The following is a 23,814-nucleotide window of genomic DNA, read 5'->3' on the forward strand; positions in this document are numbered from 1 at the left end:
TCCGTCATCAACGTTTACGCAAATAACTGTGTAGCCAGGTTTTTCTGCACAGCTTGTGCAGAAGAAGCACTTAACTCAATCTCAATGGCGTCGGCTTTGCCAGACAACCACAATTTAAGCTCTGCATCCGTATCGAAGTGTCCTGCGGTTTCTACCACAAACTGGGTAATCGACTTATAAGGAATTGAGTGGTAGTTGACCTTACGCCCGGTTAAACCTTGCTTATCGATAAGAATCAAACGTTTGTTGGTAAATACGCTCAAATCACGAACTAACTTAAACGCCGAAGTAACGACTTCATTGTCTGCGAGAATTGGTGACAATTCTTCCTGAACGTCCGAAGCATCCGTCTCACTGGCATTTCCCATAATAGTATCAAATAAGCCCATATCAATTTCCTTTTAGGCAGAAGCAAGTTTTACTCGCCATTGAACTCGATGCGCCAATGGTTTGGGTTTGTCTAGTGCATAGCCTTGACCAAAATCTATTTTTAAGTCGCGAAGCACATCTGCTGTTGCTTTATCGACGACGAATTCAGCCACGGTTTGCTTACCCATGCTGTGCGCAATGTTATTAATCGCTGTCACTGTAGCATGATCGATTGGGTCATAAACTATATTTCTCACGAATGAGCCGTCAATTTTCACATAATCGACATCGAGGTTTTTGAGGTATGTAAATGATGACATACCAAGCCCCAAAATCATCTAGCGCAAAGCTACAGCCAATATCTCTCAAAGTAGAAATAAAGTGTTTAGCGGCATTGAGATTTGTAACAGCAGTGGTTTCCGTTATTTCGAAACAAATTTTCTCAGCGGGAATACTTGTGCTTTGCATTCTCTGTGTAATTTTGTGAAGTGCCATCTCATCACCTAAGGTGATACCCGATAGATTAATAGCAACCTTACCAACGTTATCGATGTGAGCAGGGTTTTGCTCTAAGGTTTTGAGCGTGTTTTCAACTACCCATAAGTCGACCTTATTCATTAAGCCATGTCGCTCAGCTAAGGGAATAAATAAGCTTGGGCTAATTAGATTGCCGTCTTTGGCATGTAAACGCAGAAGAATTTCATAATGCTGTAGCTGCGCTGTATGTGTGCCATCAGGCACACTAAGCGGCATAATAGCTTGGCTGTATAGTTCAAAACCATCATTTTGCAGCGCTCGATGAAGCGCGTGTAGCACCTGGTTTTCACTATCGTCAATTGCCATCTGGCTATCACTTTCACGAAATACGAAATAGCGATTACGCCCAAGATGCTTTGCTTTGTAACACGCATTGTCAGCAGCTTTTATTAACGCCTCAGCGCTTGTGGTATTGCTGTTGATTTCAATAACACCAATACTTGCTCCCACAAAAAACAATTTATCGTCATAAACAAAGCGATAATTGGAAATAGCGATAAGTAATTTATCTAAGATTTTCGTTACGTCGTCTAAGCGCTGGTTTTTGAAGATAATACAAAACTCATCACCTCCGATACGAGCCAACAAGTCTGTGCTGTTTACGTATTGTCGAAATATAGTCGATATTTCTTTAAGTAGCTTATCTCCCGCGGGGTGGCCACAACTGTCGTTAACCAGCTTGAATCGGTCCATATCGACAAAACACATAACGCTTTGTGTCGTTTGTGGCTGAGTTTGAAGCGTTGGCGATAAACTCTGAGTAGATAAATGTGAAGTCAGACGTGTAACGTTAGCACTTCCATTGTTTTCATGCCTCTCTTGCTGCGCGTCGTCGACATCATTGTTTTTAAAATCGTTCAAAAGCGAGCGGAGCTGTGCATCAAAAGCATATCGGTTCAACAAGCCTGTCAACTGATCGTGATTGGCTTGAAAGTACACCTCTTCTTGCAGCGCGAGTTCTTTGGTAACGTCACGGGCAATCCCCTCTACCGCAATCAACATACCATCCTCGTCAACGATAGGCGTATCAGAGAACTCTATTATATGATCTTGTCCTGACTTGCCGCGATAATGCACTAAATAAGGCTCTGGCTTGGTGCCGCTGGCAATGATCTGACGAATTTCAAATGTCTGATCAGGTACTTGTCTTACATACTTAGCTTGATCTTCACAAAAATCATTTGCGCTATAGCCCAAAATATCTTCTATACCAGCACTCACGTAAACAAAATTATGTTCAGCAGTCTTGGTATAAACGAAATGTCGATGCATACCGTCGACTAGCCTTCTATAACGCTCTTCGCTTCGCTTTAAGTCTTGCTGTGCTCGAAATCGCTCAGTGACATCTCGCACCGTTACCGCGATGTTGTCTCCGGCTTTTACTACTTGTATTTTTAGCCACTCGGGCACTATCTTATCTGAGGTCACAGCGATGTGCGCCTCATAAGGTACACCTGTCTTAGCCACTTCCGTCACGTTGTCAAAGTCACTATCAAAACGAATGTATTGCATTTGTTCAGCTAGGTGCATAGTACTTAAGACATCGCAAGCACCTCTGAATAGGTATCGACTATATGAGTTGGCTTCGACCAAAACAAAATCATTATCAACGGGTTGATAAATCAATAGCGCATCAAGCGATGCTTCACTAGCAGTAAGATAGCGCTGCTGACTCATCGACAGTTTAACCGCACCTTTTAGCTGCTTGTGGAGAACATAGCTGACTAATGCTGACATCAAAAGCCCGATTACGATAATCAACATCCCTGAGTTGTATGGGCTGAGTTGGGACTGCATTGATAGCACAAGGTCTCGTTTTATAAACGGGAATGGCGTCAGAGATACAATAGTGCCGTCGTTTACCAGCTCTCCACCATCAAACAGAACGTTATTGTCTGAGGTAAGGGAAAAGTTGAATTGTGGTCCCACTAACTCTCCGAGCATGACACCTAGGATAGTTTGTACGTCGAAGCCTGCGACAACGTAGCCGTGCTCCGGCTCTTGAGGACTAATAGCGCGACCAACGAGGATGTGATGGTGCTGCGTCTTTTGAGAGTAAATTAACGCACTTTCGAGGGTTTCCGACAGGCCTGTAATCTGGAGCCCTACAGCCTCCATTGGTAAGCCTATGAGTTGATTATCGATGCGAGTCCTTGTCCCCGAAGAAGGTGTTGCTATCCATTGGATCGCGCCTTGCTCATCAATAAACACTAGCGAGCTGAAACCCTTTTGCATTCCCATAAGCGACATGGCTTGTGCATTAAACCAATCCACTTGGTTAGGCTCGAAAGTCGGCCAGTTAAGCATAAGGTTGTGGATGGCTTGAACACGCTCTGTCGAAAACACTTCGAGGCTTATTTTGACCTGTTCGGCAACGGATTGAGCTTTTGAGATTCGCGCGCTTTTTTCGTCTTCTTGCAAGTAAATCCCAGCAGATACGAATAAAACACTTAAAAACAAGAATAACATCGTCGGTAAAGCATAAACGCGATGGTTTATTCGTTTTAACATGGGGCACACTCTCTGGGTCTTAGCTGAAGCAGCATAAAGGAGAATTATTAAATAATTATGAATCAGTGAGGCGCGTATAGAGGATTGTCTTATCCGGTATTAGTGATAACGTAGTACCATCAAATTAATAAAGAGCGCTATTTATATGATTTCTACGCCTTCTGTCCCTACTTTCGACAGTGTAAAGCAGGCTTTTGAGCGAATAAAAGACGACGTTAAGCAAACCCCTATTGTCGAATCTAGTTTACTTAATGCATGGATGGGGCAACGTATTCTGTTTAAAGCTGAATGCCTTCAAACCATCGGCGCATTTAAAATCCGTGGTGCAATGAACTTTCTGTCACGGATGAAACAAGAAGGACGCTTACCAAAGTTTGTGGTTGCTAACAGTTCTGGAAATCACGCACAAGCCGTCGCCTATGCTGCTGCCCATTTCGGTGTTAAAGCTACAATATTCGCCAGTGAAAACATTTCTCCAATAAAAGCAGCAGCAACGCAAAGCTATGGCGCAGAGTTAAAGTTATATCCAACTCGCGTAGAAGCGGATCTAGCAGTAAAAGAAGCGGCGAAGGCGGACGACACCGTATGGATGCCGCCTTTTAATCACGAAGACATTATTGCGGGCCAAGGCACTGCCGCTTTAGAAGCATTAGATGAAGTTGGTCACGTAGATGCCGTGTTTGCGCCTTGCGGTGGCGGCGGGTTGTTATCAGGCACCCTGTTAACGGCGCGAGCTATGGTTCCCAATGCGCTTGTAATAGGCGCAGAGCTAGCTGCAGCCAATGATGCGTCAATGTCACTGCAGGCAGGAGAAATCATCGGGCTTAAAGAAGCGCCAGTTACGCTGGCTGACGGCGCTGCAACGCCATCTGTGGGCGACATTACCTTTCCGATTTTACAAGAATTAGACGATTTTTATGAAGTTGATGAGCTGCAAATAGCCTATTGGACACAATGGCTTCATCACCTTTTAAAACTGCATATCGAACCCACCTGCGCTATGACCATGGCGGCCGTGGCCTCGTGGGCTGCCAACACGCCAAAAGGGCAAACCGCTTTGGTCATCTTATCAGGTGGCAATATTAGTCAAGCGTCTATGGCGACAATCTGGGAGCGCGACTTTTTACTTCAGCCCCCTATTATTACTACCGACGACATGGAAGAAGAATAACAAAATGAAAACATCTCTTTACCCTAAATTAAAAAACCTAACAACAGCACATTCTCGTCTAGCGCGCATGTCTTTTATGGCATTGAGCGTGTGTTTGGGCTCTTTGTCGAGTGTTACCCACGCCGCGACCTTGGTTGATAATGTTAAAGGCTACACGCTAGATAATGACGGCAAACTCATGACCTTTTCGAACTTGGTGATGGATAACGGCAAAGTTATAGCGCTAAATATCTCACCTGAGAAAGACAACGCCAAATATGATATCAATAGCACTATCGATGGTGACGGAAAAGTGATGCTTCCTGGGCTTATTGATGCCCATGGGCACTTGCTTGGTCTTGGCGCAAATTTGCTCGAGGTAAACTTGCGTGACAGTACAAGTGCACAAAACGCCGCCAGCATGGTAGCTGATTACGCGTTTGCCAATAAAACGCAAAGCTGGATAACCGGGCGTGGCTGGAACCAAGAATTGTGGTCAGACAGAGCATTCCCCACTGCGTCAGATTTAGACAGTGTTGTATCAGACCGCCCAGTATTTCTTACCCGTGTTGATGGACACGCTGCTTGGGTCAACTCCAAAGCAATGGAACTGGCAGGCATTACCAAAGACACAGAATCTCCCGTGGGTGGTGAGATTATAAAAGACGCAAACGGCAACCCAACGGGTGTATTTATCGACAACGCTTCATTGTTAATCGAAGAATACCTTCCCAAAGCAAGCAACGCTATTTATGAGCAGCAACTCAAAGCCTCAGGTGAGCACTTACTTTCAAATGGCATCACGTCAATGCACGATGCAGGCGTAGGTAGAGACGTGTATGACTTCTACTTAAAAGAAGCCGTTGAGGGCGACCTACCTGTACGAATTTATGCCATGGTGAGCGCAACCGACCCAGAATTATCAACCATGTTACGCAACGGCCCTATTCGCGATAAAAACGATTTTATTTATATTCGCTCAGTAAAAGCGTACGGTGATGGTGCCCTTGGAAGCCGAGGAGCGGCGCTATTAGCGCCCTATTCAGATGCTCCACATCAACATGGTTTGCTGTTAACACAGCCTGAAGATATGACGCAGCTTTTCACAACCGTCATTGGCGCCGGGTTCCAGCTTAACTACCATGCCATTGGCGATAAAGCTAACCATGTTGCACTCAACGAGTTTGAGTCTACTTTTGACGCCATTGGCGGTAGCGAGCTTCGTAATCGCATTGAGCATGCACAGGTTATTGCGCCAGACGACCTTGCTCGCTTTGCCTCTTTGAAAGTACTGCCTTCTATGCAGCCCACTCACGCAACAAGTGATAAAAACATGGCTGAGGATCGCATTGGAAAAGACCGAATGAAAGGTGCCTACGCCTGGAAGACACTGCTTGATTCAGGTATAGCGTTGCCGCTGGGCTCTGACTTCCCTGTAGAACTTGCTAACCCCTTCTACGGTCTCCATGCAGCGGTTACCCGCCAAGACCGCAATAACCAGCCAGTAAAAGGTTGGTACGCTCATGAAGCGCTGACCATTGAGCAAGCGTTTAAGGGATTTACGCTTGATGCTGCCTATGCTGGGCACATGGAGGATACCCTTGGCACGCTAACACCTGGAAAGTGGGCTGATTTCATACTTGTTGACCAAGATATTTTTACCATTGATGCACAAGATATCTGGAAGACGCACGTGCTGGCAACATACGTTGCTTAAGCGATAAAGTGTTTGAAAGCAACTAGATCTCTATGCAGCATTCTGTTTCAAGTGCTTAAGCTTGTTAAGCCGAGGTATTGGCGGCATAGGTGCCGCCTTACTTGTGTTAAATGGTCTTATTGGTGCTGGTATTTTTGCACTTCCCGCTAAAATGTCCGCCGAGCTAGGCGCATTTAGCCCCTACATATTTTTGATCTTTGGCTTCCTTATGCTCACCATCGTTTGGTGCTTTGGACAACTCGCCATCTTGTATCAAGAGACAGGCGGCCCAGTGATTTATGCGAGAAGAGGGTTTGGCGACGCTGCTGCGTTTCAAACCGGCTTTGTTTACTACTTAGCAAGAGCGACTGCCATTGCCGCCAATATGCACGTGCTCTTACTTTATGCAGGGTATGTGTGGCCTGAACTCAATACAGGTATAGGCAAGTCCATTGCTATCATAGGCATTACCAGCTTGTTGATTACTGTAAACATTGTTGGCTTAAAAGCAGCAATGCGGTCATTAGATACACTGTCATTGGTTAAGCTACTCCCTTTTGTTGTGCTTATTGCTGTGGGTTATTGGCAGCTAGATGGCGACACCTTGCTATCAACTGAAGATAACGCCGTAGTGGTACCCGCCCTTGATACCATTTCAGCTGGCGCGCTGCTCACGCTCTATGCATTTATAGGTTTTGAAACTGTAGTAGTAACGAGCGGCGAAACAAATTCGCCAAAGAAAACAATTCCACGCGCATTAATGTTTACCGTGGCGGGGATTGCGCTGTTTTACTTCTGCGTTCAGTGGTTGTATTGGCATACGGTGGGTACACAGCCGCAATAAGCCTCACAAGAAAATGCGCCACTTATCACCTTGGCGAATATTATTTTTGGTGAGACCTAGCGCATTAGTTATGACGCTCACCGCTGTCGTATCGGTGGCAGGAAACTTATTAGCCAATATGATATCTACATCGCGACTGACGTATTCGATGGCCCACCAATCGCTTATTCCCGGCAAGCTGGGTAAAAATGGATTAGGAAGGGTACACCCACGCTACGCAACACCACACATATCGGTAATCGTATTAGGTGTATTCGCCGGAGTGTTGGCGTTAAGCGGCAGTTTTGTATGGCTGGCAATTGCCAGCGTGCTGGCCAGGCTTGTGGTATACGCAATGTGCGTCGTCGTGCTTATTAAAGCGCAGCGACAGCTAACCCACTCGCCCAACATTATAAAACGGGCAATGCCATGGATAGCGCTGCTGGTATGTATATGGTCAGTAACGCAATCTGCAACCAATGCTTGGTTGTTTTTGGTCGCAGAGCTACTCGTTGGCGCAGTGCTTTATATAGCATGCAGCAGAAGCGCCGCCAAATAACAGGCTGCATTTATGCGGCTATGTATAAGCAATGTATAATGCCGCCTAAATAGTGATTTAAGAAAAAGGTTTTTTACGTGGAAATTGTCGTTATACCCGTCACACCCTTTGCGCAAAACTGCTCACTAATATGGGACGCATCCACCATGAAAGGTGCATTTGTTGACCCAGGTGGCGAAACTGAAAAGCTAATTGCCACGGCGTCAAAGCATAATGTGGAAATTGAAAAAGTCATATTAACCCACGGCCACCTCGACCATGTAGGCGGCACGGTTGCCATTGCCGCGCATTATGAAGTGCCTGTTATTGGCCCACATGTTGGCGATAAGTTTTGGCTAGATGCACTAATGCAGCAAAGCCAAATGTTTGGATTCCCACCAGCGCAGCCATTTACGCCACAAACCTGGTTAAACGGCAACGATACCATCACGCTGGGCAGCTTAACGCTTGAGGTGTTGCATTGCCCTGGGCACACACCTGGTCATGTTGCACTGGTAGAGCGCAGTAGCAATAAAGTTATCGTCGGCGATATTATTTTTGCAGGCTCAATAGGCCGAACCGATTTTCCTCAAGGAAACCATCAGCAGTTAATTGACTCCATAACACAGAAGATTATGGTGCTGCCCGGCGACATGACTATTTATCCCGGCCATGGCCCGACAACAACGGTGGCGAAAGAAAAAGCGTCAAACCCTTATGTGTCTGGCAGGTTTGGCTAACGTTCGCGTTATACACTTGATAAAAAGCGATAAAAACACAAAGGGCGAGATTCAACATCTCGCCCTTTTTTATTTACTCTTATTCATAAGCGCCACTGGCATAGTGTAATTCATAGCTATGGCTATAGATTTCTAAGATGTTGCCAAACGGGTCTTCCATGTAAATCATGCGATATGGCTTTTCACCTGGGTAATAGTAACGCGGTGCTTTCATACGTTTTTTACCACCTGCGGCAACAATTTTTTCTGCCAACCCTTCTACATCAGGATCTTGAACGCAGAAATGGAAAATCCCTGTTTTCCAATATTCAAAATTGTTCTCTGGGTTTTCTTGGTTACTAAATTCGAAAATCTCAACCCCTACCCGATCACCCGTTGACAAGTGAGCGATACGGAACTTGCCCCAACCTGGGCCAAATACGTCAGTACACATCTCACCAATAGCTGAGTCATCTTCTACAATTTCGGTAGGCTTCATGATCAAATACCAACCCAGCACTTCTGTGTAAAATTTTACTGCGGCTTCTAAGTCAGGAACCGAAATACCTATGTGCGAAAACGTACGCGGATACGGTGTCTTTACTGCTTCTGTCATAACTCACTCCTTGCGAGGGTTTGTTTGCTTAATTGAAAGTGTGATTATGGTAGCTAGACACAGAGCAAACTTGAAATTATCATTAATTCTTAATTCAATAATTTAAATTTATAGCAATGATCAACCCTACGTGGCTAGATACGTTTGTTAGCTTAGTTGAAACTGGCAATTTTACCCGCACCGCTGAACAGCGCTTTATGACCCAGCCAGGAGTGAGTCAGCACCTGAAAAAACTCGAAGAGGCTTGTCGATGCAAGCTTGTCATTAGACTGGGAAAAGGTATTCAGCTAACCGAACAAGGCTAAGCGTGTCTATGAGTACGCCATAGCACAAACTCAAAAAGAACAAACGTTTATTGAAAGCTTACAGTTTGATATGCCGTATGAAGGCAGATGTGTTGTAGGATGCTCTGGTGCGATTGCACAGCGTATTTACCCTGCATTACTTGCGCTGCAATCTGAGCATACTGCACTTAGCATTCATGTAGAAGTGGCTCCGCGACAAAGCCTGTTAAAAGGAATAAGAGAAAATAGTATTGCACTTGGTATTGTCACTAACGACCCTAACGCTGAAGATATAGACAGCACTTATGTGGGTGAAGAGCCGTTAGGCTTAATCTTGCCCAAAAAAGCGGCGATGCCGTGTAAAAGTACCGACGAAAACGTGCCTATTGATGCACTACTCAACCAGCTTGGTTTGATAAATCACCCAGACGCTATGTACTACATGCAGCGTTTCAGTAAAGACTGCGGTGAAGCGCGACTGCATAATATGAACCCAAATAAGCTGCCCATTTCTGGGTATATTAACCAGCTATCGCAGATACTCGTGCCAGTCAGTATGGGGCTCGGGTTTACTGTTTTGCCCACTAGCACCCTATTGAACTCATCGGTGGCCGAGAAACTGCATGTCTACCAAGCTAAGCACCCTGTTACTGAGCCGCTTTACTGTGTGCAAACACCCCACAGCGCACTTCCTGCTCGCTATCAATTGATAAAGCAAACACTGAGCGACGTGCTGGCATAGTGAACTGTTGATGTCCTCAGAGGCTACCAGGCACAGTTAGCTGGGCTGATGAAGTGCGGGGTCAGGCGAGACCATTTCAGACTCTTTTTTGTGTTCTGGCACGCCCACTTTCCCCGACGCAATCACTTCGCCTTCTCGCCATAGTTTCCATTCACCCCGTTCATATATATCCCACTGTTCGTCGTTGGTTAACGGTTCAGTGGCAATAATACTGACGACATCTTTAGGCGTGGTTTCAGCCGCAAAATCAATTTCTACTTCAACATCTTTTAAACACGCAGGGCCAAAAGGCGCCCGTCGAGTGATACTGGCCAACTTGGTACTACAAAACGTGAACAACCAATCTCCGTTACTCAAAAGACAATTGAACACGCCCTGCTGAGCGTAGGCTTTTGCCAAGCCCACTAACGTTTGTGCTAGCTGCTGCGGCGCAGCATCCCGCGATAAGTGTTGCCTTACGTTATTCATAATATCGCAAAACAGCGCTTCGCTATCGGTGTCTCCTACTGCTTCATAAACGCCGCTACAAGGCGAGAAACTGGGCAATTGGCCGTTGTGGGCAAACACCCAATATTGCCCCCACAATTCACGGGTAAATGGATGAGTATTAGCGAGATTAATATTGCCAACGTTGGCTTGCCTGATATGACAAATAGCGTTTTTGCTTTTTATGGGTAAGGTAGACACAAAATCGGCAATGGGTGATGTAGCACAAGGCTCTGGGTCGTGAAACATTCGTACGCCTTTGCCTTCGTAAAAGGCGACACCCCAACCGTCTTTATGCGGCCCCGTTTCGCCTCCTCGGCGGGTAAGACCTGTAAAGCTAAAACATAAGTCTGTCGGGGTGTTGGCACTCATGCCCAATAGTTCACACACTGCTAATCTTGCCTCTTTGCACGCTACTTCTTACATCTCGTATCGCTGAGGATACGCAAGGTGCGCGCACTAATCAATTCGAGAAAACTCACCGTGCGCATATAGCCTCTACTAGCTAGGCTTTAGCCTTCGGCGTTGTCACCTCAACGACGTGTTCACTTCGCTTACTGCTATCCGTATTCTTATGGTCGCATGATTCAAATGCAGCGCTGTCACGCACATTTTTTTGTACCGTAATGGCAGCAAATAAACTCAGCGTAAATGCCATTGCAAAAAAGCCTTTTTCACTAAGTAAGAGTTCTGCATTCACAAGCCCGATAGCTAATAGTGCTATTGCACTGACTACGGCGACACCAGACGCCACAAGGTAAGCCTTGGTACTTGGCACGCCTTCCATATTGTCACGAACCGTTTTTTGTAAGCTGATCACTGAAAAAAGGCCGAACAACATAATTGTGAAATAATATCCCTTTTCATTCAGTGCCATAGGCGCGTTGTAGAGCCCAATAAAATAGGCCCCGACACCGACAATAAGCGCTGCAATTGACGCGATGCGAAAAGCTTTGGTTGGTTTGAAACTTGATTGCATCATTACTCTCCTAAAGAATTTCCGTTTTACCGTCTTGTTTAAAAACAACGGCTTGAGTAGCGAGTTCATACTTATCCATATAGCGCGCTAAACTTCCAAACGTGGTTGTTTCAATTTTTCTGCCGTGATCTCGCGTTGTCACCCCCTTACTAAACATGCTAGCTAAACCCAGTTTTGCTCGACTCATATGCACTTTCTGCGGCAAAAAGTACGCTTTGGCATTAGCCTTTAATTGCGCAATATTGGTGGTGGAATACACCGCGGCGTTAACTACGTCCAATGTATATTCGGTACAGTTTTGTCGTTGACTATTAAAAGGGTTAGCGATAACAGAATAACGAGGGTTATGTACTTGCTTTGCCTTATCTTGTGCGTACATATCAATAAGGGCCTCTTGTACATCACTAGAGGGTATAATGAGCCCCGCTTCTAATGCATATGCCCCCCAAAAGAAGTCAACGGGATAGTCAGTAATTAAGTGACTCACATCTTGATGTTCTGCATCTTGATACAAATTGTGAATTGCATAACCCTTGGCGATATCGCCATTGTCTAATTCAATGTTTGAGTAAATGGCGATAGCGGTGTGCGTGAACCGAATACCTTGAGGTAACTCTTGTTCAGGGCGCCCACGTCTGGCAATAATGAAGGCGCGAGCCCCTTCGCTAGCCGCATACTTTTCTACAGATTTCGAAAAATGCGCAATGGCTTCGGGAGTAAAGCTAGGTTTGCCAGTTTGCTCACTCCCCGCATAAGCGTGCCCACAAACCACTGCGCCAATCATAACTATTAATAATAAAACGCGTTTCATAGTGTCACCTATCGCGTGGTTGTGGTGGTGGTTACTTTGACTTTGTTTGGTGCGGGTTCTGCCGTTATTATGGTTTCAGTTATCACCAAAGGGCCATTGTGACTCGCTGTTTCAGAATGAGTATGTGCACTTCTTGCAATCGACTCGGCACTTTCAGCAATTACGCTTCCCGTTGCTACAACAACGCTACCAGTAACAATAATAGGGGCTGCTACAACGGCACTGGCAACAGTAGCAGTAGAAGCCAACCCTTCAGACGCTGCAAGCACACTATGCTTGCTTGCCTTTGCGCTATGGGTAATAGAATCGTCAGCATGAACAGTATTGATACCAACTCCGCCAAAAAGTGCTGTCAGTAACATCAATGTTAAACGTGTATGTTTCATATCACTTGCTCCTAAATTTGAAAGCTAGTTTTATCGCTTTCGACAACACTTACACTAGGCACAAGAACAACTTTCGTAAACCGCAACAAATAATGTAGTATTAAATTACACCACAAGTATTAAAAATTAATACCATGAGCCAAATTAGTCTTGTTTACGATACCCTTAAGCAATGTTTACGCGAACAGCGCATTACCTACAGACAACTTGCAAATTCCCTTAATGTAAGCGAGGCCAGCGTTAAGCGTAATTTCTCCCTTCAAGCATTTAGTTTGGATAAGCTAGAGCAAATCTGTGAGTCTTTGCAGCTGTCATTGAGCGATTTGTTTCAGCTGTCACAGGCGCAACAAGAAAAAATATCTCAGCTTTCTGAAGAACAAGAATTGACGCTGTTAGAGAACCCAAAATTATTACTTGCAGCTGTATGTGTGAGAGATGGATGGGGTTTTGAAGAGCTTATTACGCACTACGACATTGAAGAAGTCGAAGGCATTAAATTAATGACAACGCTTGATAAGCTCAAACTCATTGAGTTGCTGCCCAACAACCGTTACAAGTTGCTTATTGCTCAAGATTTTAGATGGATCCCAGGTGGGCCGTTGGCGAAATTTATGGAAAATGAAGTGATGGTAAAATTCATGGCCCCTAAAAAGAATGAACCTTGGATGTTTCGCTCATATCTTCGTGGTCGCTACTCCCCATCCTCAGTCGCTATTATTAAACGCAGACTAGAACAGCTGCGTCAAGAAGCGGCCAAGCTAAGCAGCGAAGATAATGCAGTTCCCATAGAGGAGCGACAGCATATAGGCTTACTTATGGCAATGCGGCCTTGGGAACCCTCGTTATTTGAGAATATGCGTCGCAAGTAGTGCAGTTGAGGGGCTAAACAAACAATGAACAACTCATCAGATGTGGCAATTTCGTGATAAACTAACAATTAGATTTATAACGACATAACATTTAGATATGGACAAGCAGCCAAACAATCCGCTACACGGGCTTACGTTAGAAAAAATAGTGACACAACTGTATGAACAGTATGGTTGGGACGGATTGTATTACCGCATAAAAATAAACTGTTTTAGCAACGACCCATCAATTAAGTCGTCACTAAAATTTTTACGAAAAACCCAGTGGGCGAGAGACAAGGTAGAGCAGCTGTATATACAGACTTTTTCCAAGTAAAAAGTGGGCTTTTCGTCAAAAACCTAGGCCATTAACATTCACGTTTACCGCATGTAGGTAGGTGAAACAATAGAACACTGTTTCACCTGCTTTTCGACTTTATCAAATTCAATAACGCGCCCTATTATTGACCTACGCGTCGTCATACAAGGTGGCTATCCACTTTTCTTCATTGATAAATGCCCAGCTCCAGCTCTGCCATTTCGCTTCAAGGCCTTGTGATTTCACTTCATCAAGGGATTTACCCGCTTGCTTTAGCGCTTTTACATAGTCAAATGTTTCACTGATCATATTCAAAAAGGCGGCATATTCCTTTTTATTGCTCAAACCGCCATGGCCCGGAATAATCACTTTCTCATCATCAATCTTCGCAAGCAGTTGGCTTACAGAGTCCATATAGCCCACAACATTTCCACCTGCACCTTGGTCAATATAGGGAAACAATCCATTAAAGAATAAATCGCCCGTATGTAATACGTTTGGCTGCTCAAACCATACAACGCTATCACCGTCGGTGTGACCAACGGCAAGGTGCATTACGTGCAAGGTTTCATTATTGAAATAGATTTTTATGCCGTCTTCGTAGGTAATTGCAGGCAGCGCTTCAGGCTCTACTTTTTCATCGTCAGCCAAACGCACACGTACATTTTCATGGGCTAGTATGGTTGCGCCTTTATGGCTATGGAAGAACGCATTAGAGCCAGTGTGGTCGCCATGATAGTGTGTATTAATCACAAATTTGGGCTTATCGCTTCCCAACTGACCTAACTGCGCAGCAGTTTTTTCAGCCAATGGCGCAAACTGATCATCAATTATTAGCACGCCATCTTCACCTGCCGATACGCCAATATTGCCGCCAGCGCCTGTTAGCATATGCACAGAGCCCTTAATTGCTGTTGCTTTAACCTTAACGTTAGCAAACCTATCTTGAGCCTGCGCAAGGTTTGGAGAAAGAGTCACTAGCGAGCTTGTCGCCAGAAGCGTACTTAATGCGAGCTATCTCAAGCTAAGGGCGTTTTTCATTGTGTTTTCCTTTTTTATCGGTTCTTGTTTTTGAAGCTTTTTATATAAGACCCTTAACACTATGACCTAATTTCATGGTTAGAACATTTTTTCACCGCTTGGAATGTCGCCAACATAGGCAAAACGAGGAAGTACTTTACCGTCTCGTTCAACGGTTTCAACAAACATTGCCAACGGTCTCACCCACAGCGCTTTTTCGCCATAGCATGGTCGATAGACTACTAGCTTGCTTTCGTCTTCTGAGTGCGTAGCCACCTCATAAACATCATACAGGTTGCCCTTGTAGTGTTTGTAGCGCCCAGGGGTTATTAGTTGTGTTTGGCTCATTTGAAGTCCTGTAGTGTTTGTTGTAATTGACGTTAATAATCGAAAGGCAGCATTAACTGCTGGGTTGACTGCTCTGCCGCCAGTCCAATGTGAAGCCCGACTAATCTAATACCGCGGCCTTGTGCACGCTCGAATGCCTCTTCCATAAGCGCATGAAAATATTGCTCATCGAGTGATGCATGACGATGCTCCACGGTAGTCAGTTGAAAGTCGTTAAACTTAAGCTTAACCCCTTGTGTGCGCAAACGTACAGGTTTTCCGGTACGTTTGCTATGGTTGTCCATGCGCTGTTGAAGCTTTTCGAAAAGATGAGGTAAGAACGCGTTACACTCATCCAAGGTGTGAATATCTTCACTGAGTGTTCTTTCAACCCCTATTGATTTACGTTCCCTAGAAACCGAAAGCTCTCGCTCATCAATACCGTGGGCACGCTCCCATAATACACTGCCAAACTTACCCAATTCCTTTTGAATGCGCTCGAACGGGTATTGCCTTACGTCATTGCAGGTAGTTAGGCCTAGTCGCTGCAGCTTTTGCATCGTGACTTTGCCCACACCGGGTATTTTTTTAAGCGGCATTTCTCTTACAAAGGTATCGAGCTTGTCAGGGGTAATTACACAAATGCCATCAGGCTTGTTTTCGTCACTGGCAACCTTTGCAACAAACTTACAAGGTGCAACACCTGCAGAAGCAGTAAGGCCCAGCTCGCGCTTAATGCGCGCTCTTATCTCTTCTGCCATTAACGTGGCGCTACCACCACAAAACTGGCTGTTGGTAACGTCTAGATAAGCTTCATCCAAAGAGAGTGGCTCTATTAGGTCTGTGTAGTCAGAAAAAATCTTACGTATTTTCTGTGACTCATTGGCGTAGACCTCCATTCGTCCCTTTACCAAAGTAAGATTTGGGCACAATTTCATGGCATAAGCCGTGGCCATAGCAGAGCGCACACCAAATTTACGCGCGGGGTAGTTGCAGGTAGAGATAACACCCCGTCTATCAGAGCTGCCTCCAATGGCGATGGGAATATCACGCAAAGCGGGGTTATCGCGCATTTCCACTGCGGCGTAAAAACAATCCATGTCGACGTGGATAATTTTTCGCATAACCTGCCTTTGCTATTAACGCTACGTTGCGCAAAACTGTACAAATAGACAGTATATTATTAAAGCCGTTAAATTACACTACTCTGTTTAGAATAAGCTTCATCGAAAGTGATTCTTCATACTCGTCAGCGTTTGCAATTAAAACAAAAAGCGCCGCTGAGACCCCCTAGCGACGCTTTGCATTAGTCACACTAACTTATATATGGTGCTACAAAATTTGATTTTGCTTCCATTCGTTTAGCTTTTTCTGACGCGCTTCTTCTTTTTCCATACGCATCTTTTTGCGATCGCATGGTTCAGGGCAATCACATGCCTTTTCTATACCAAGCGCGCCAAGGCCACCGCAGCTGCCAGAAATAGATTTTTTCTGTACCAAGTAACCTACCGCCATGGCTAAAACCATGGCAAGAAAGAAACCAAACGCAAGAATGAATGTAGACATTGCTACCCCCTAATTATGAACCGTCACCAGTTTATCAAATTCTGGCGATGCGTACTCGTCAAAACCTTCTGATGTGCGACGAATGAGAAAAACGGCAAGTTGTTCTTGCTCTGCTACCGCAATAGCTTGTTCCCAACCCATCACGTTAAATGCAGTTGCAAGTCCATCTGCTGTCATTGACGAAGGATGAACCACCGTCACCGACACTAAGTTGTGTGAAATAGGTGAGCCCGTCGTTGGATCGATCAAATGCGAATAGCGCTTTCCATCTTCTTCGTAATAGTTACGATAGTCGCCCGATGTCGCCACTGCATTGGTCCCAATAGACACAACTTTTTGCACCGCACGTTCAGTAGTAATAAGCTTTTCTATTGCTATAAGCCATTCACTTCCATCACCACGCTCGCCGCGCACTCGCATTTCTCCGCCTATCTCAACAAGATAATCTTCAATACCGCGTTGTTCCAATATTTCAGCAACTTCGTCAACACCAAAGCCCTTAGCAATGGTCGATAGGTCGACGTAAAGCATAGGGTGTGACTTCTTAAGAATAGTTGGCGTTGTAGAAAGTTTCGCATAACCCACATAATCTGCTATTTCGTCAATATCAGCTTGTGTAGGCACCTTCTCAGGCCGTTTAGTAGGGCCAAACCCCCACAAATTGACTAAAGGTCCAACGGTTACATCCAGAACGCCGCCACTTAGACGAGCAAGGCGGAGCGCTTCGTTCACTACCACCAATGTATCTGGCGATGCTGCAAAATTATCGGTATAGCGATATTGATTAAAGCGAGATAGCTCTGACGTTGGATCATACGTAGACATCATTTTGTTTACGTCCACCAAGCGCGCATCTATTTCAGCTTGCAGTGCATTGGCATCTACGGCGTCTGTCTCTTTTTCATCAACAAGATATTTAACGTTATAGGTTGTTCCCATAGTTTGCCCTTGCAGATGCACCACTGGGCGCTGCTCATCACTGCAGCTGGCAAGCAACAAGATACCAATGGCGACTACTGCCAAAAAAATTCGCAAAGCAAATCGAACCACGTTGTTGTCCTTAATTCATTTCCATACAGCTTAGACCCTACCCTTATGGGACTTTGGATCAACTTGAATAAAAAAGGGGCTTGCGCCCCTTTTAAATATTCTTAATTGCTAGTTGTAAGCGGCAGATTAACCACCAAAGTCATCTAGCATGATGTTTTCGTCTTCAACACCCAAGTCTTTAAGCATGTTGATAACGGCTGCGTTCATCATAGGTGGTCCACACATGTAGAACTCACAATCTTCTGGCGCAGGGTGATCTTTCAAGTAGTTCTCTAGAAGTACTTGGTGAATGAACCCTGTGTAACCTTCCCAGTTGTCCTCTGGTTGAGGATCTGAAAGCGCTACGTGCCATTCAAAGTTGTCGTTCTCGCCTGCTAACTCATCGAAATCTTCTACATAGAACATTTCACGAAGTGAACGAGCACCGTACCAGAAGCTGATCTTACGGTCAGACTTCAAGCGACGAAGTTGGTCAAAGATGTGTGAACGCATTGGCGCCATACCAGCACCACCACCAACGAATACCATTTCTGCATCAGTGTCTTTCGCGAAGAATTCACCGAATGGGCCAGAGATAGTCGCTTTATCACCTTCTTTCAGGCTCCAGATGTACGATGACATCTTACCTGCAGGTAGGCTTAGGTTATTAGGCGGCGGCGTAGCGATACGCACGTTGAGCATAATAATGCCTTCTTCTTCTGGGTAGTTCGCCATTGAGTATGCACGAATTGTTTCTTCGTCAACTTTTGACTCGATGTCAAAGAACCCGAAACGCTCCCAGTCGCCACGATATTCTTCAGGAATATCGAACTCTTTATACTTAACATGGTGCGCAGGCGCTTCAATTTGAATATAACCACCCGCACGGAATGGAACGCTCTCGCCATTTGGAATTTTAAGCTTAAGTTCTTTGATGAACGTTGCTTTGTTATCGTTAGAGATAACTTCACAATCCCACTTCTTAACACCAAATACAGACTCTTCAAGTTCGATTTCCATGTCTTGCTTAACCGCAACCTGACATGAAAGACGACAACCTTCGCGTGCTTCACCTTTAGTGATGTGGTCAAGCTCTGTAGGTAGAATTTCACCACCACCAGAGTGTACATCTACACGACACTGACCACATGAGCCACCGCCACCACACGCTGATGATACGAAGAAACCTGCGTCTGCAAGGGCACCAAGTAGCTTGCCACCCGGTGCTGTTTTGATTGCTTTGTCTGGGTCACCGTTGATAGTGATTGTTACGTCACCTGTCGGTACCAACTTAGACTTGGCAAACATGATTATAAATACAAGCGCCAATACAATGGCAATGAACATGCCGACGCCTAGATATATCTCAATATTATTCATTTAGTCGCTCCCGAGCTTAATTACAGCTGAATACCAGTGAATGACTGGAAGCCAAGTGCCATTAGACCCGCGATCATGAATACAGAACCAAGACCACGAACACCATCAGGCATATCAGCATACTTCAGCTTTTCACGTACTGCCGCTAGCAATACAATTGCTAGTGCCCAGCCCATACCACTACCTACGCCGTATACAATGCTTTCTGTGAAGTTGTATTCGCGCTGTACCGCAAACGCCACACCACCAAAGATTGCACAGTTAACGGTAATTAGCGGAAGGAAGATACCTAGTGCGTTGTACAACGCTGGGAAGAACTTGTCTAAGCTCATCTCTAGAATCTGAACCAGTGCCGCGATAACACCGATAAACGTTAGGAAGTTAAGGAAGCTTAAGTCAGCTTCAGGGAAACCTGCCCAAGCCAATGCGCCAGGAGCAAGAATGTTTACATAAATAACTTGGTTAATAGGTACAGAAATACCTAGTACTACGATAACGGCAACACCAAGACCCATAGCAGTTTTAACTTTCTTAGATACCGCCAAGAAGGTACACATACCTAAAAAAAGTGATAACGCCATGTTCTCAACGAAGATTGAGCGAACAAATAACGACAAATAATGTTCCATGACTTACTCCTTAGGCTCTACTTGCTCTGGACGGATAGTACGGATAAACCAAATCATGCCGCCGATTAAGAAGAATGAGCTGAATGGTAGGATTAACAAACCGTTACCCTGATACCAGCCACCGTTTTGAACCAGTGGAAGGATTTCGAAACCTAAGATAGTACCGAAACCAAATAGCTCTTTAATTGTACCGATGACAATTAGAATGAAAGAGTAACCCAAACCGTTACCAATACCATCAAGGAAGCTCATTAGAGGTGGGCTCTTCATGGCGTAGGCTTCTGCACGACCCATTACAATACAGTTGGTAATAATTAGACCAACGAATACCGACAGCTGTTTCGAAATTTCATACGAATATGCTTTCAAGATTTGGTCAACAACGATTACCAATGACGCAATGATGGTCATTTGGATAATAATTCGAACGCTAGATGGGATCTGGTTACGAATTAGTGAAATAAACAAGTTTGAGAACGCTACAACGCTAGTAAGCGCAAGCGACATAACCAATGCTGTTTCCAGCTTAGTGGTAATAGCTAGTGCTGAACAAATCCCTAGTACCTGAAGGGCGATCGGGTTGTTGTCCAGGATTGGCCCAAAGAGGGCCTTTTTCATTTCTTTAGTATCTGCCATGAGACTTCCCTTATGAACGCCATGCTTGGTTCTTCAGGAACTGGCCGAAGCCTTGCTCGCCTACCCAGTAACGCACTGTGTTTTCAACACCGTTGCTGGTTAGGGTTGCACCTGAAAGCGCATCAATAGTGTGAGGATTGCTAGGGTTAGCATTTTTCACTACACGAATAGCCACTTCGCCATTTTCGTAAAGCTCTTTACCGTCCCATTTTGCCTGCCATGCAGGGTTTTGCACTTCACCACCAAGTCCTGGAGTTTCTTTTTGCTGATAATAGATAAGCTCACGAACCGTTTGGCCGTCTGCATCTAACGCTAAGAAACCGTACATAAGGTCCCAAAGACCACTACCGTGAACAGGAAGAATGATACGAGATACATCACCTGCTCCATCACGTACTAAGTAAACACTTGCTACGTTAGGACGACGTTGGAAACCAACATTGCTGCCTTCCACTTTAGTGCTTGTCTCAGTTACCTTGGCCGCTTTGTACATATCGTAGTCTTCGCTTGGCGCTTCAACGAATGTACCGTTATCAAGATCAACGTAACGTTGCTCTACTCGCTCACCGTAGGTGCTTTCAATCGCGCTATTGCTCATGCCTACTTCGTATAGGCCAGCAGCTGTTAGGATGTTGCTCTTCTTATCAAGAGCGGCGTTTGTCTGTTGCAAAGAGCGAAGACCAACAGCCGCGCCAGACACAACAATTGAACAAACTAAACATACGGCAACAACAATACCTACCGTTTTGCCTAAAGATTCTTTCTTAGCCGACACGTGCTACCCTCCGCTTGATATTGCTTTGTGCGACAAAATAGTCGAACAATGGCGCCCACAGGTTAGCAAATAGAATTGCTAACATTACGCCTTCTGGGAAGGCAGGGTTTAGGACGCGGATTAGTACCGTCATGAAACCAATGAAGATACCGTAAGCCCACTTGCCTTGGTTTGTGAACGACGCAGAAACTGGGTCTGTCGCCATAAAGAACATACCAAAAGCAAGGCCACCAACAACAAAGTGCCAATGTGCAGGCATTGCAAACATAGGGTTAGTATCGCTGCCAATAAGGTTTAGCAAGGTTGCGAAGAACGCTACACCAATCGCTACACCAGCAACAATGCGCCAGCTTGCTATACGCATATACATGATGAACAAGCCACCAAGAATAATAGCAAGGGTAGACACCTCGCCCGCAGAACCTGAGATAGTACCGATGAAGCTGTTCATCCACTGATCCATGTTCGCGTAGTCAAGGTTGCCAGAAGCCGCTTGGCTTAAAGACGTTGCACCAGAATAACCATCTGCAGCTACCCAAACTTGGTCACCTGAAATTTGTGCAGGGTACGCAAAGTATAGGAATGCTCGACCAGATAGTGCTGGGTTAAGGAAGTTACGACCTGTACCACCAAATACTTCTTTAGCAATTACAACACCGAAGGTAATACCTAGCGCAACTTGCCATAGAGGAATAGTAGCCGGAAGCGTCAATGCAAATAGTACTGACGTTACGAAGAAACCTTCGTTAACCTCGTGCTTACGTACAGAGGCGAACAATACTTCCCAGAAGCCACCCACTGCGAACGTTACCGCGTAGATTGGCAGCCAGAAACATGCGCCGTAGAAGAATAAGCCTAGTATACCTGCATTTGCCAAGTCACCGCCTAGAGCAGCAAATAGGCCTGCTTGCCACGTATCAGGTAATGTACCTGCGCCCATTGCAATCGCGTCTTGCGCTTGAAGGCCGATGTTATACATACCGAAGAACATAGCTGGGAATGTTGCCATCCATACCATGATCATGATGCGTTTAAGGTCAATGCTGTCACGCACGTGCGTGTTAGCCTTGTTCACTTTACCTGGGGTATAGAAAATGGTCGCCGCTGCTTCGTAAAGCGCATACCACTTTTCATGCTTACCACCTGGTTCGAAGTTTGGTTCGATTTTTTCTAAATACGCTTTTAAACCCATGACTTAACCCTCTTTCTCTATCGTGGTCAAACAGTCGCGTAAGATAGGAGCGTAGTTGTATTTGCCAGGGCATACATAGGTACACAATGCCAAATCTTCTTCGTCCAACTCTAAGCAACCCAACGTCTGAGCACCGTCAGTATCACCAGAAATCAGGTCCCTAAGCAGTAACGTAGGAATGATATCTAGGGGCATAACGCGTTCGTAATTACCAATTGGAACCATAGAACGTTCAGAACCATTGGTAGTTGTTGTCATATCAAATTTCTTGCTGCCTCCTAGGTGACCTAGGTAAGCACGAGTCACTGAGTGCTTATCTGAACCTGGAGTAATCCAGCCAAACAGCTTCTTCTCGCGACCTTCTTTTAATAGTGAAACTTGGGTGTGGAAACGACCTAAGAAACCGTGAACACCCATTGCAGTTGTACCGTTAAGTACAGAACCAGAGATAACACGTACTTCACCGTCCACTTGCTCGCTGGCAGTAAGCTCAGTTAAGTCAGCACCAATCACTGTGCGAACTAAACGAGGGTTCTTGGCAGCAGGACCTGCAAGTGAGATAACACGACGGCTATCTAACTGGCCTGTTGTCAGCAATGCACCAATCGCCATAACGTCTTGGTAGTTGATGTGCCACACTGTTTTGTTCATACCAGCAGAGTCTAGGTAGTGAATGTGTGTACCTGGTAAGCCCGCAGGGTGAGGACCACCAAATTCTTCAACATCTACCGCTGCATCGCCAGTTGCTACAGAAGCACCCGCCGCTTTACAAACGTATGTCTTGCCACCGCTCAATTGCGCTAACGCTTTAAGACCATTTACGAAATCGTCTTGGCGCTCAGCAATAATTACAGCAGGATCTGCTGCAAGTGGATTAGTATCCATTGCTGTAACAAAGATTGAACTTGGGACAGAATCTAGCTTTGGAGACTTGCTAAATGGACGCGTACGCAACGCTGTCCACATGCCAGATTCAACAAGGATTGATTGAAGTTGCTCACGTGAAGCACTCGCGATCTGGTCAGCTGCAATGGTATCGAAAGAAACAGCGTCGTCGCCGTTCATTTTGATCACTACAGACTGAAGAACACGTTTTGCACCACGGTTAACCTCTACCACTTCACCCGCTGCTGGAGCAGTGAATTTAACGCCAGGATTCTTTTTGTCTTCAAAAAGCACCTGACCTTTCTTCACTACATCGCCAACTTGGACGTGCATGGTAGGGCGCATACCCACATATTCTTCTCCCAGAATGGCAACGCGCGTTGCAGAAGTTGCATCAGCAATCTCCTGCTTCGGCGCTCCCTCAATTGGGAGGTCGAGACCTTTCTTGATTTTTATCATATGTAATCGCACTACTCTAATAGAAATACCCTTTTGCATGACCGCAGAAAACCTGCCTGTCAGCATGCAAAAACGCACTATTAACAGGTGTTAAACACCTTA

Annotated in this window: 28 protein-coding genes; 9 read left to right on the forward strand and 19 right to left on the reverse strand. The window is 45.3% G+C overall.

Annotation, left to right across the window (positions count from 1 at the left end; genetic code table 11):
• Window positions 1-14: 14 nt before the first annotated feature.
• From V6N89_RS18015 to V6N89_RS18025, 3 genes are read right to left on the reverse strand one after another with little or no spacing between them, the layout of a single operon-like run.
• Window positions 15-389: a PH domain-containing protein gene (locus V6N89_RS18015; protein WP_338518783.1), complete on the reverse strand. Its 375-nt coding sequence runs from the start codon at window positions 387-389 to the stop codon at window positions 15-17.
• Between the two features lie 12 nt (window positions 390-401).
• On the reverse strand, window positions 402-707 hold the full coding sequence (locus V6N89_RS18020) for an EAL domain-containing protein (RefSeq protein ID WP_346993057.1): 306 nt from the start codon (window positions 705-707) through the stop codon (window positions 402-404).
• On the reverse strand, window positions 637-3,417 hold the full coding sequence (locus V6N89_RS18025; protein WP_346993058.1) for a diguanylate cyclase domain-containing protein: 2,781 nt from the start codon (window positions 3,415-3,417) through the stop codon (window positions 637-639). The genes V6N89_RS18020 and V6N89_RS18025 overlap by 71 nt, the downstream gene beginning before the upstream one ends.
• A 145-nt stretch (window positions 3,418-3,562) precedes the next feature.
• On the opposite strand from V6N89_RS18025, the gene V6N89_RS18030 reads away from it, so the two are divergent.
• From V6N89_RS18030 to V6N89_RS18050, 5 genes are all read left to right on the forward strand, one after another.
• The gene (locus tag V6N89_RS18030) at window positions 3,563-4,588 is read left to right on the forward strand and encodes a serine/threonine dehydratase (protein ID WP_338518786.1); all 1,026 of its coding nucleotides are present in this window, start codon (window positions 3,563-3,565) and stop codon (window positions 4,586-4,588) included.
• Between the two features lie 76 nt (window positions 4,589-4,664).
• On the forward strand, window positions 4,665-6,284 hold the full coding sequence (locus V6N89_RS18035) for an amidohydrolase (RefSeq protein WP_431189812.1): 1,620 nt from the start codon (window positions 4,665-4,667) through the stop codon (window positions 6,282-6,284).
• A 61-nt stretch (window positions 6,285-6,345) separates the two neighbouring features.
• Window positions 6,346-7,107: an APC family permease gene (locus V6N89_RS18040; protein WP_346993059.1), complete on the forward strand. Its 762-nt coding sequence runs from the start codon at window positions 6,346-6,348 to the stop codon at window positions 7,105-7,107.
• 70 nt (window positions 7,108-7,177) lie between these two features.
• Window positions 7,178-7,645, forward strand: coding sequence for a hypothetical protein (locus V6N89_RS18045; RefSeq protein WP_346993060.1), 468 nt, complete (start codon window positions 7,178-7,180; stop codon window positions 7,643-7,645).
• 77 nt (window positions 7,646-7,722) lie between these two features.
• Window positions 7,723-8,364 carry an MBL fold metallo-hydrolase gene (locus tag V6N89_RS18050; protein WP_338518790.1) on the forward strand — a complete coding sequence of 214 codons (642 nt, stop codon included), beginning with the start codon at window positions 7,723-7,725 and terminating at the stop codon, window positions 8,362-8,364.
• 79 nt (window positions 8,365-8,443) lie between these two features.
• On the opposite strand, the gene V6N89_RS18055 is transcribed toward V6N89_RS18050, so the two are convergent.
• Window positions 8,444-8,959: a lactoylglutathione lyase family protein gene (locus tag V6N89_RS18055; RefSeq protein ID WP_014950763.1), complete on the reverse strand. Its 516-nt coding sequence runs from the start codon at window positions 8,957-8,959 to the stop codon at window positions 8,444-8,446.
• Between the two features lie 116 nt (window positions 8,960-9,075).
• On the opposite strand from V6N89_RS18055, the gene V6N89_RS18060 reads away from it, so the two are divergent.
• Both V6N89_RS18060 and V6N89_RS18065 read left to right on the forward strand, forming a co-directional pair.
• Window positions 9,076-9,264 carry a LysR family transcriptional regulator gene (locus V6N89_RS18060; RefSeq protein WP_346993061.1) on the forward strand — a complete coding sequence of 63 codons (189 nt, stop codon included), beginning with the start codon at window positions 9,076-9,078 and terminating at the stop codon, window positions 9,262-9,264.
• A gap of 70 nt (window positions 9,265-9,334) precedes the next feature.
• Entirely contained in the window at window positions 9,335-9,985 is a 651-nt protein-coding gene (locus tag V6N89_RS18065) for a substrate-binding domain-containing protein (RefSeq protein WP_338518794.1), read from the forward strand.
• Between the two features lie 36 nt (window positions 9,986-10,021).
• On the opposite strand, the gene V6N89_RS18070 is transcribed toward V6N89_RS18065, so the two are convergent.
• From V6N89_RS18070 to V6N89_RS18085, 4 genes are all read right to left on the reverse strand, one after another.
• Window positions 10,022-10,861, reverse strand: coding sequence for a class II glutamine amidotransferase (locus V6N89_RS18070; protein WP_338518796.1), 840 nt, complete (start codon window positions 10,859-10,861; stop codon window positions 10,022-10,024).
• Between the two features lie 115 nt (window positions 10,862-10,976).
• Window positions 10,977-11,450: an inner membrane protein YiaA gene (gene yiaA, locus V6N89_RS18075; protein WP_346993819.1), complete on the reverse strand. Its 474-nt coding sequence runs from the start codon at window positions 11,448-11,450 to the stop codon at window positions 10,977-10,979.
• A gap of 10 nt (window positions 11,451-11,460) precedes the next feature.
• On the reverse strand, window positions 11,461-12,261 hold the full coding sequence (locus tag V6N89_RS18080) for a DUF2145 domain-containing protein (protein ID WP_338518797.1): 801 nt from the start codon (window positions 12,259-12,261) through the stop codon (window positions 11,461-11,463).
• A gap of 8 nt (window positions 12,262-12,269) precedes the next feature.
• Complete coding sequence (locus tag V6N89_RS18085) at window positions 12,270-12,647, reverse strand: hypothetical protein (protein ID WP_338518800.1); 378 nt, start codon at window positions 12,645-12,647, stop codon at window positions 12,270-12,272.
• A gap of 134 nt (window positions 12,648-12,781) precedes the next feature.
• Here V6N89_RS18085 and V6N89_RS18090 point away from each other — a divergent pair, with 134 nt between their 5' ends.
• Both V6N89_RS18090 and V6N89_RS18095 read left to right on the forward strand, forming a co-directional pair.
• Window positions 12,782-13,516, forward strand: coding sequence for a helix-turn-helix domain-containing protein (locus V6N89_RS18090; protein WP_338518802.1), 735 nt, complete (start codon window positions 12,782-12,784; stop codon window positions 13,514-13,516).
• 97 nt (window positions 13,517-13,613) lie between these two features.
• Window positions 13,614-13,832 carry a VF530 family protein gene (locus tag V6N89_RS18095; RefSeq protein ID WP_338518804.1) on the forward strand — a complete coding sequence of 73 codons (219 nt, stop codon included), beginning with the start codon at window positions 13,614-13,616 and terminating at the stop codon, window positions 13,830-13,832.
• 132 nt (window positions 13,833-13,964) lie between these two features.
• On the opposite strand, the gene V6N89_RS18100 is transcribed toward V6N89_RS18095, so the two are convergent.
• From V6N89_RS18100 to V6N89_RS18150, 11 genes are all read right to left on the reverse strand, one after another.
• Window positions 13,965-14,792: an MBL fold metallo-hydrolase gene (locus V6N89_RS18100; RefSeq protein WP_338518805.1), complete on the reverse strand. Its 828-nt coding sequence runs from the start codon at window positions 14,790-14,792 to the stop codon at window positions 13,965-13,967.
• A gap of 141 nt (window positions 14,793-14,933) precedes the next feature.
• Window positions 14,934-15,182 carry a DUF1653 domain-containing protein gene (locus tag V6N89_RS18105; protein WP_338518806.1) on the reverse strand — a complete coding sequence of 83 codons (249 nt, stop codon included), beginning with the start codon at window positions 15,180-15,182 and terminating at the stop codon, window positions 14,934-14,936.
• Between the two features lie 32 nt (window positions 15,183-15,214).
• Entirely contained in the window at window positions 15,215-16,285 is a 1,071-nt protein-coding gene (dinB, locus tag V6N89_RS18110; RefSeq protein ID WP_338518808.1) for a DNA polymerase IV, read from the reverse strand.
• 208 nt (window positions 16,286-16,493) lie between these two features.
• Complete coding sequence (gene nqrM / locus V6N89_RS18115; RefSeq protein WP_159627761.1) at window positions 16,494-16,727, reverse strand: (Na+)-NQR maturation NqrM; 234 nt, start codon at window positions 16,725-16,727, stop codon at window positions 16,494-16,496.
• A 9-nt stretch (window positions 16,728-16,736) separates the two neighbouring features.
• Window positions 16,737-17,777, reverse strand: coding sequence for an FAD:protein FMN transferase (locus V6N89_RS18120; protein ID WP_346993062.1), 1,041 nt, complete (start codon window positions 17,775-17,777; stop codon window positions 16,737-16,739).
• 126 nt (window positions 17,778-17,903) lie between these two features.
• Window positions 17,904-19,136 carry an NADH:ubiquinone reductase (Na(+)-transporting) subunit F gene (gene nqrF / locus V6N89_RS18125; protein ID WP_338518810.1) on the reverse strand — a complete coding sequence of 411 codons (1,233 nt, stop codon included), beginning with the start codon at window positions 19,134-19,136 and terminating at the stop codon, window positions 17,904-17,906.
• A 20-nt stretch (window positions 19,137-19,156) separates the two neighbouring features.
• The gene (gene nqrE / locus V6N89_RS18130) at window positions 19,157-19,765 is read right to left on the reverse strand and encodes an NADH:ubiquinone reductase (Na(+)-transporting) subunit E (RefSeq protein ID WP_346993063.1); all 609 of its coding nucleotides are present in this window, start codon (window positions 19,763-19,765) and stop codon (window positions 19,157-19,159) included.
• Window positions 19,766-19,768: 3 nt separating this feature from the next.
• Window positions 19,769-20,401, reverse strand: coding sequence for an NADH:ubiquinone reductase (Na(+)-transporting) subunit D (locus V6N89_RS18135; RefSeq protein WP_014950795.1), 633 nt, complete (start codon window positions 20,399-20,401; stop codon window positions 19,769-19,771).
• 10 nt (window positions 20,402-20,411) lie between these two features.
• Window positions 20,412-21,176, reverse strand: a complete 765-nt coding sequence (locus tag V6N89_RS18140) for a Na(+)-translocating NADH-quinone reductase subunit C (protein WP_338518812.1) — start codon at window positions 21,174-21,176, stop codon at window positions 20,412-20,414.
• Window positions 21,166-22,368: an NADH:ubiquinone reductase (Na(+)-transporting) subunit B gene (locus V6N89_RS18145; protein ID WP_338518815.1), complete on the reverse strand. Its 1,203-nt coding sequence runs from the start codon at window positions 22,366-22,368 to the stop codon at window positions 21,166-21,168. Before V6N89_RS18145 ends, V6N89_RS18140 begins: the two co-directional genes overlap by 11 nt.
• A 3-nt stretch (window positions 22,369-22,371) precedes the next feature.
• Window positions 22,372-23,712, reverse strand: a complete 1,341-nt coding sequence (locus V6N89_RS18150; RefSeq protein ID WP_338518818.1) for a Na(+)-translocating NADH-quinone reductase subunit A — start codon at window positions 23,710-23,712, stop codon at window positions 22,372-22,374.
• Window positions 23,713-23,814 lie beyond the last annotated feature (102 nt).

Origin of the sequence: Alteromonas gracilis (assembly GCF_036870955.2) — a bacterium.
Taxonomy (GTDB): Bacteria; Pseudomonadota; Gammaproteobacteria; order Enterobacterales; family Alteromonadaceae; genus Alteromonas; species Alteromonas gracilis_A.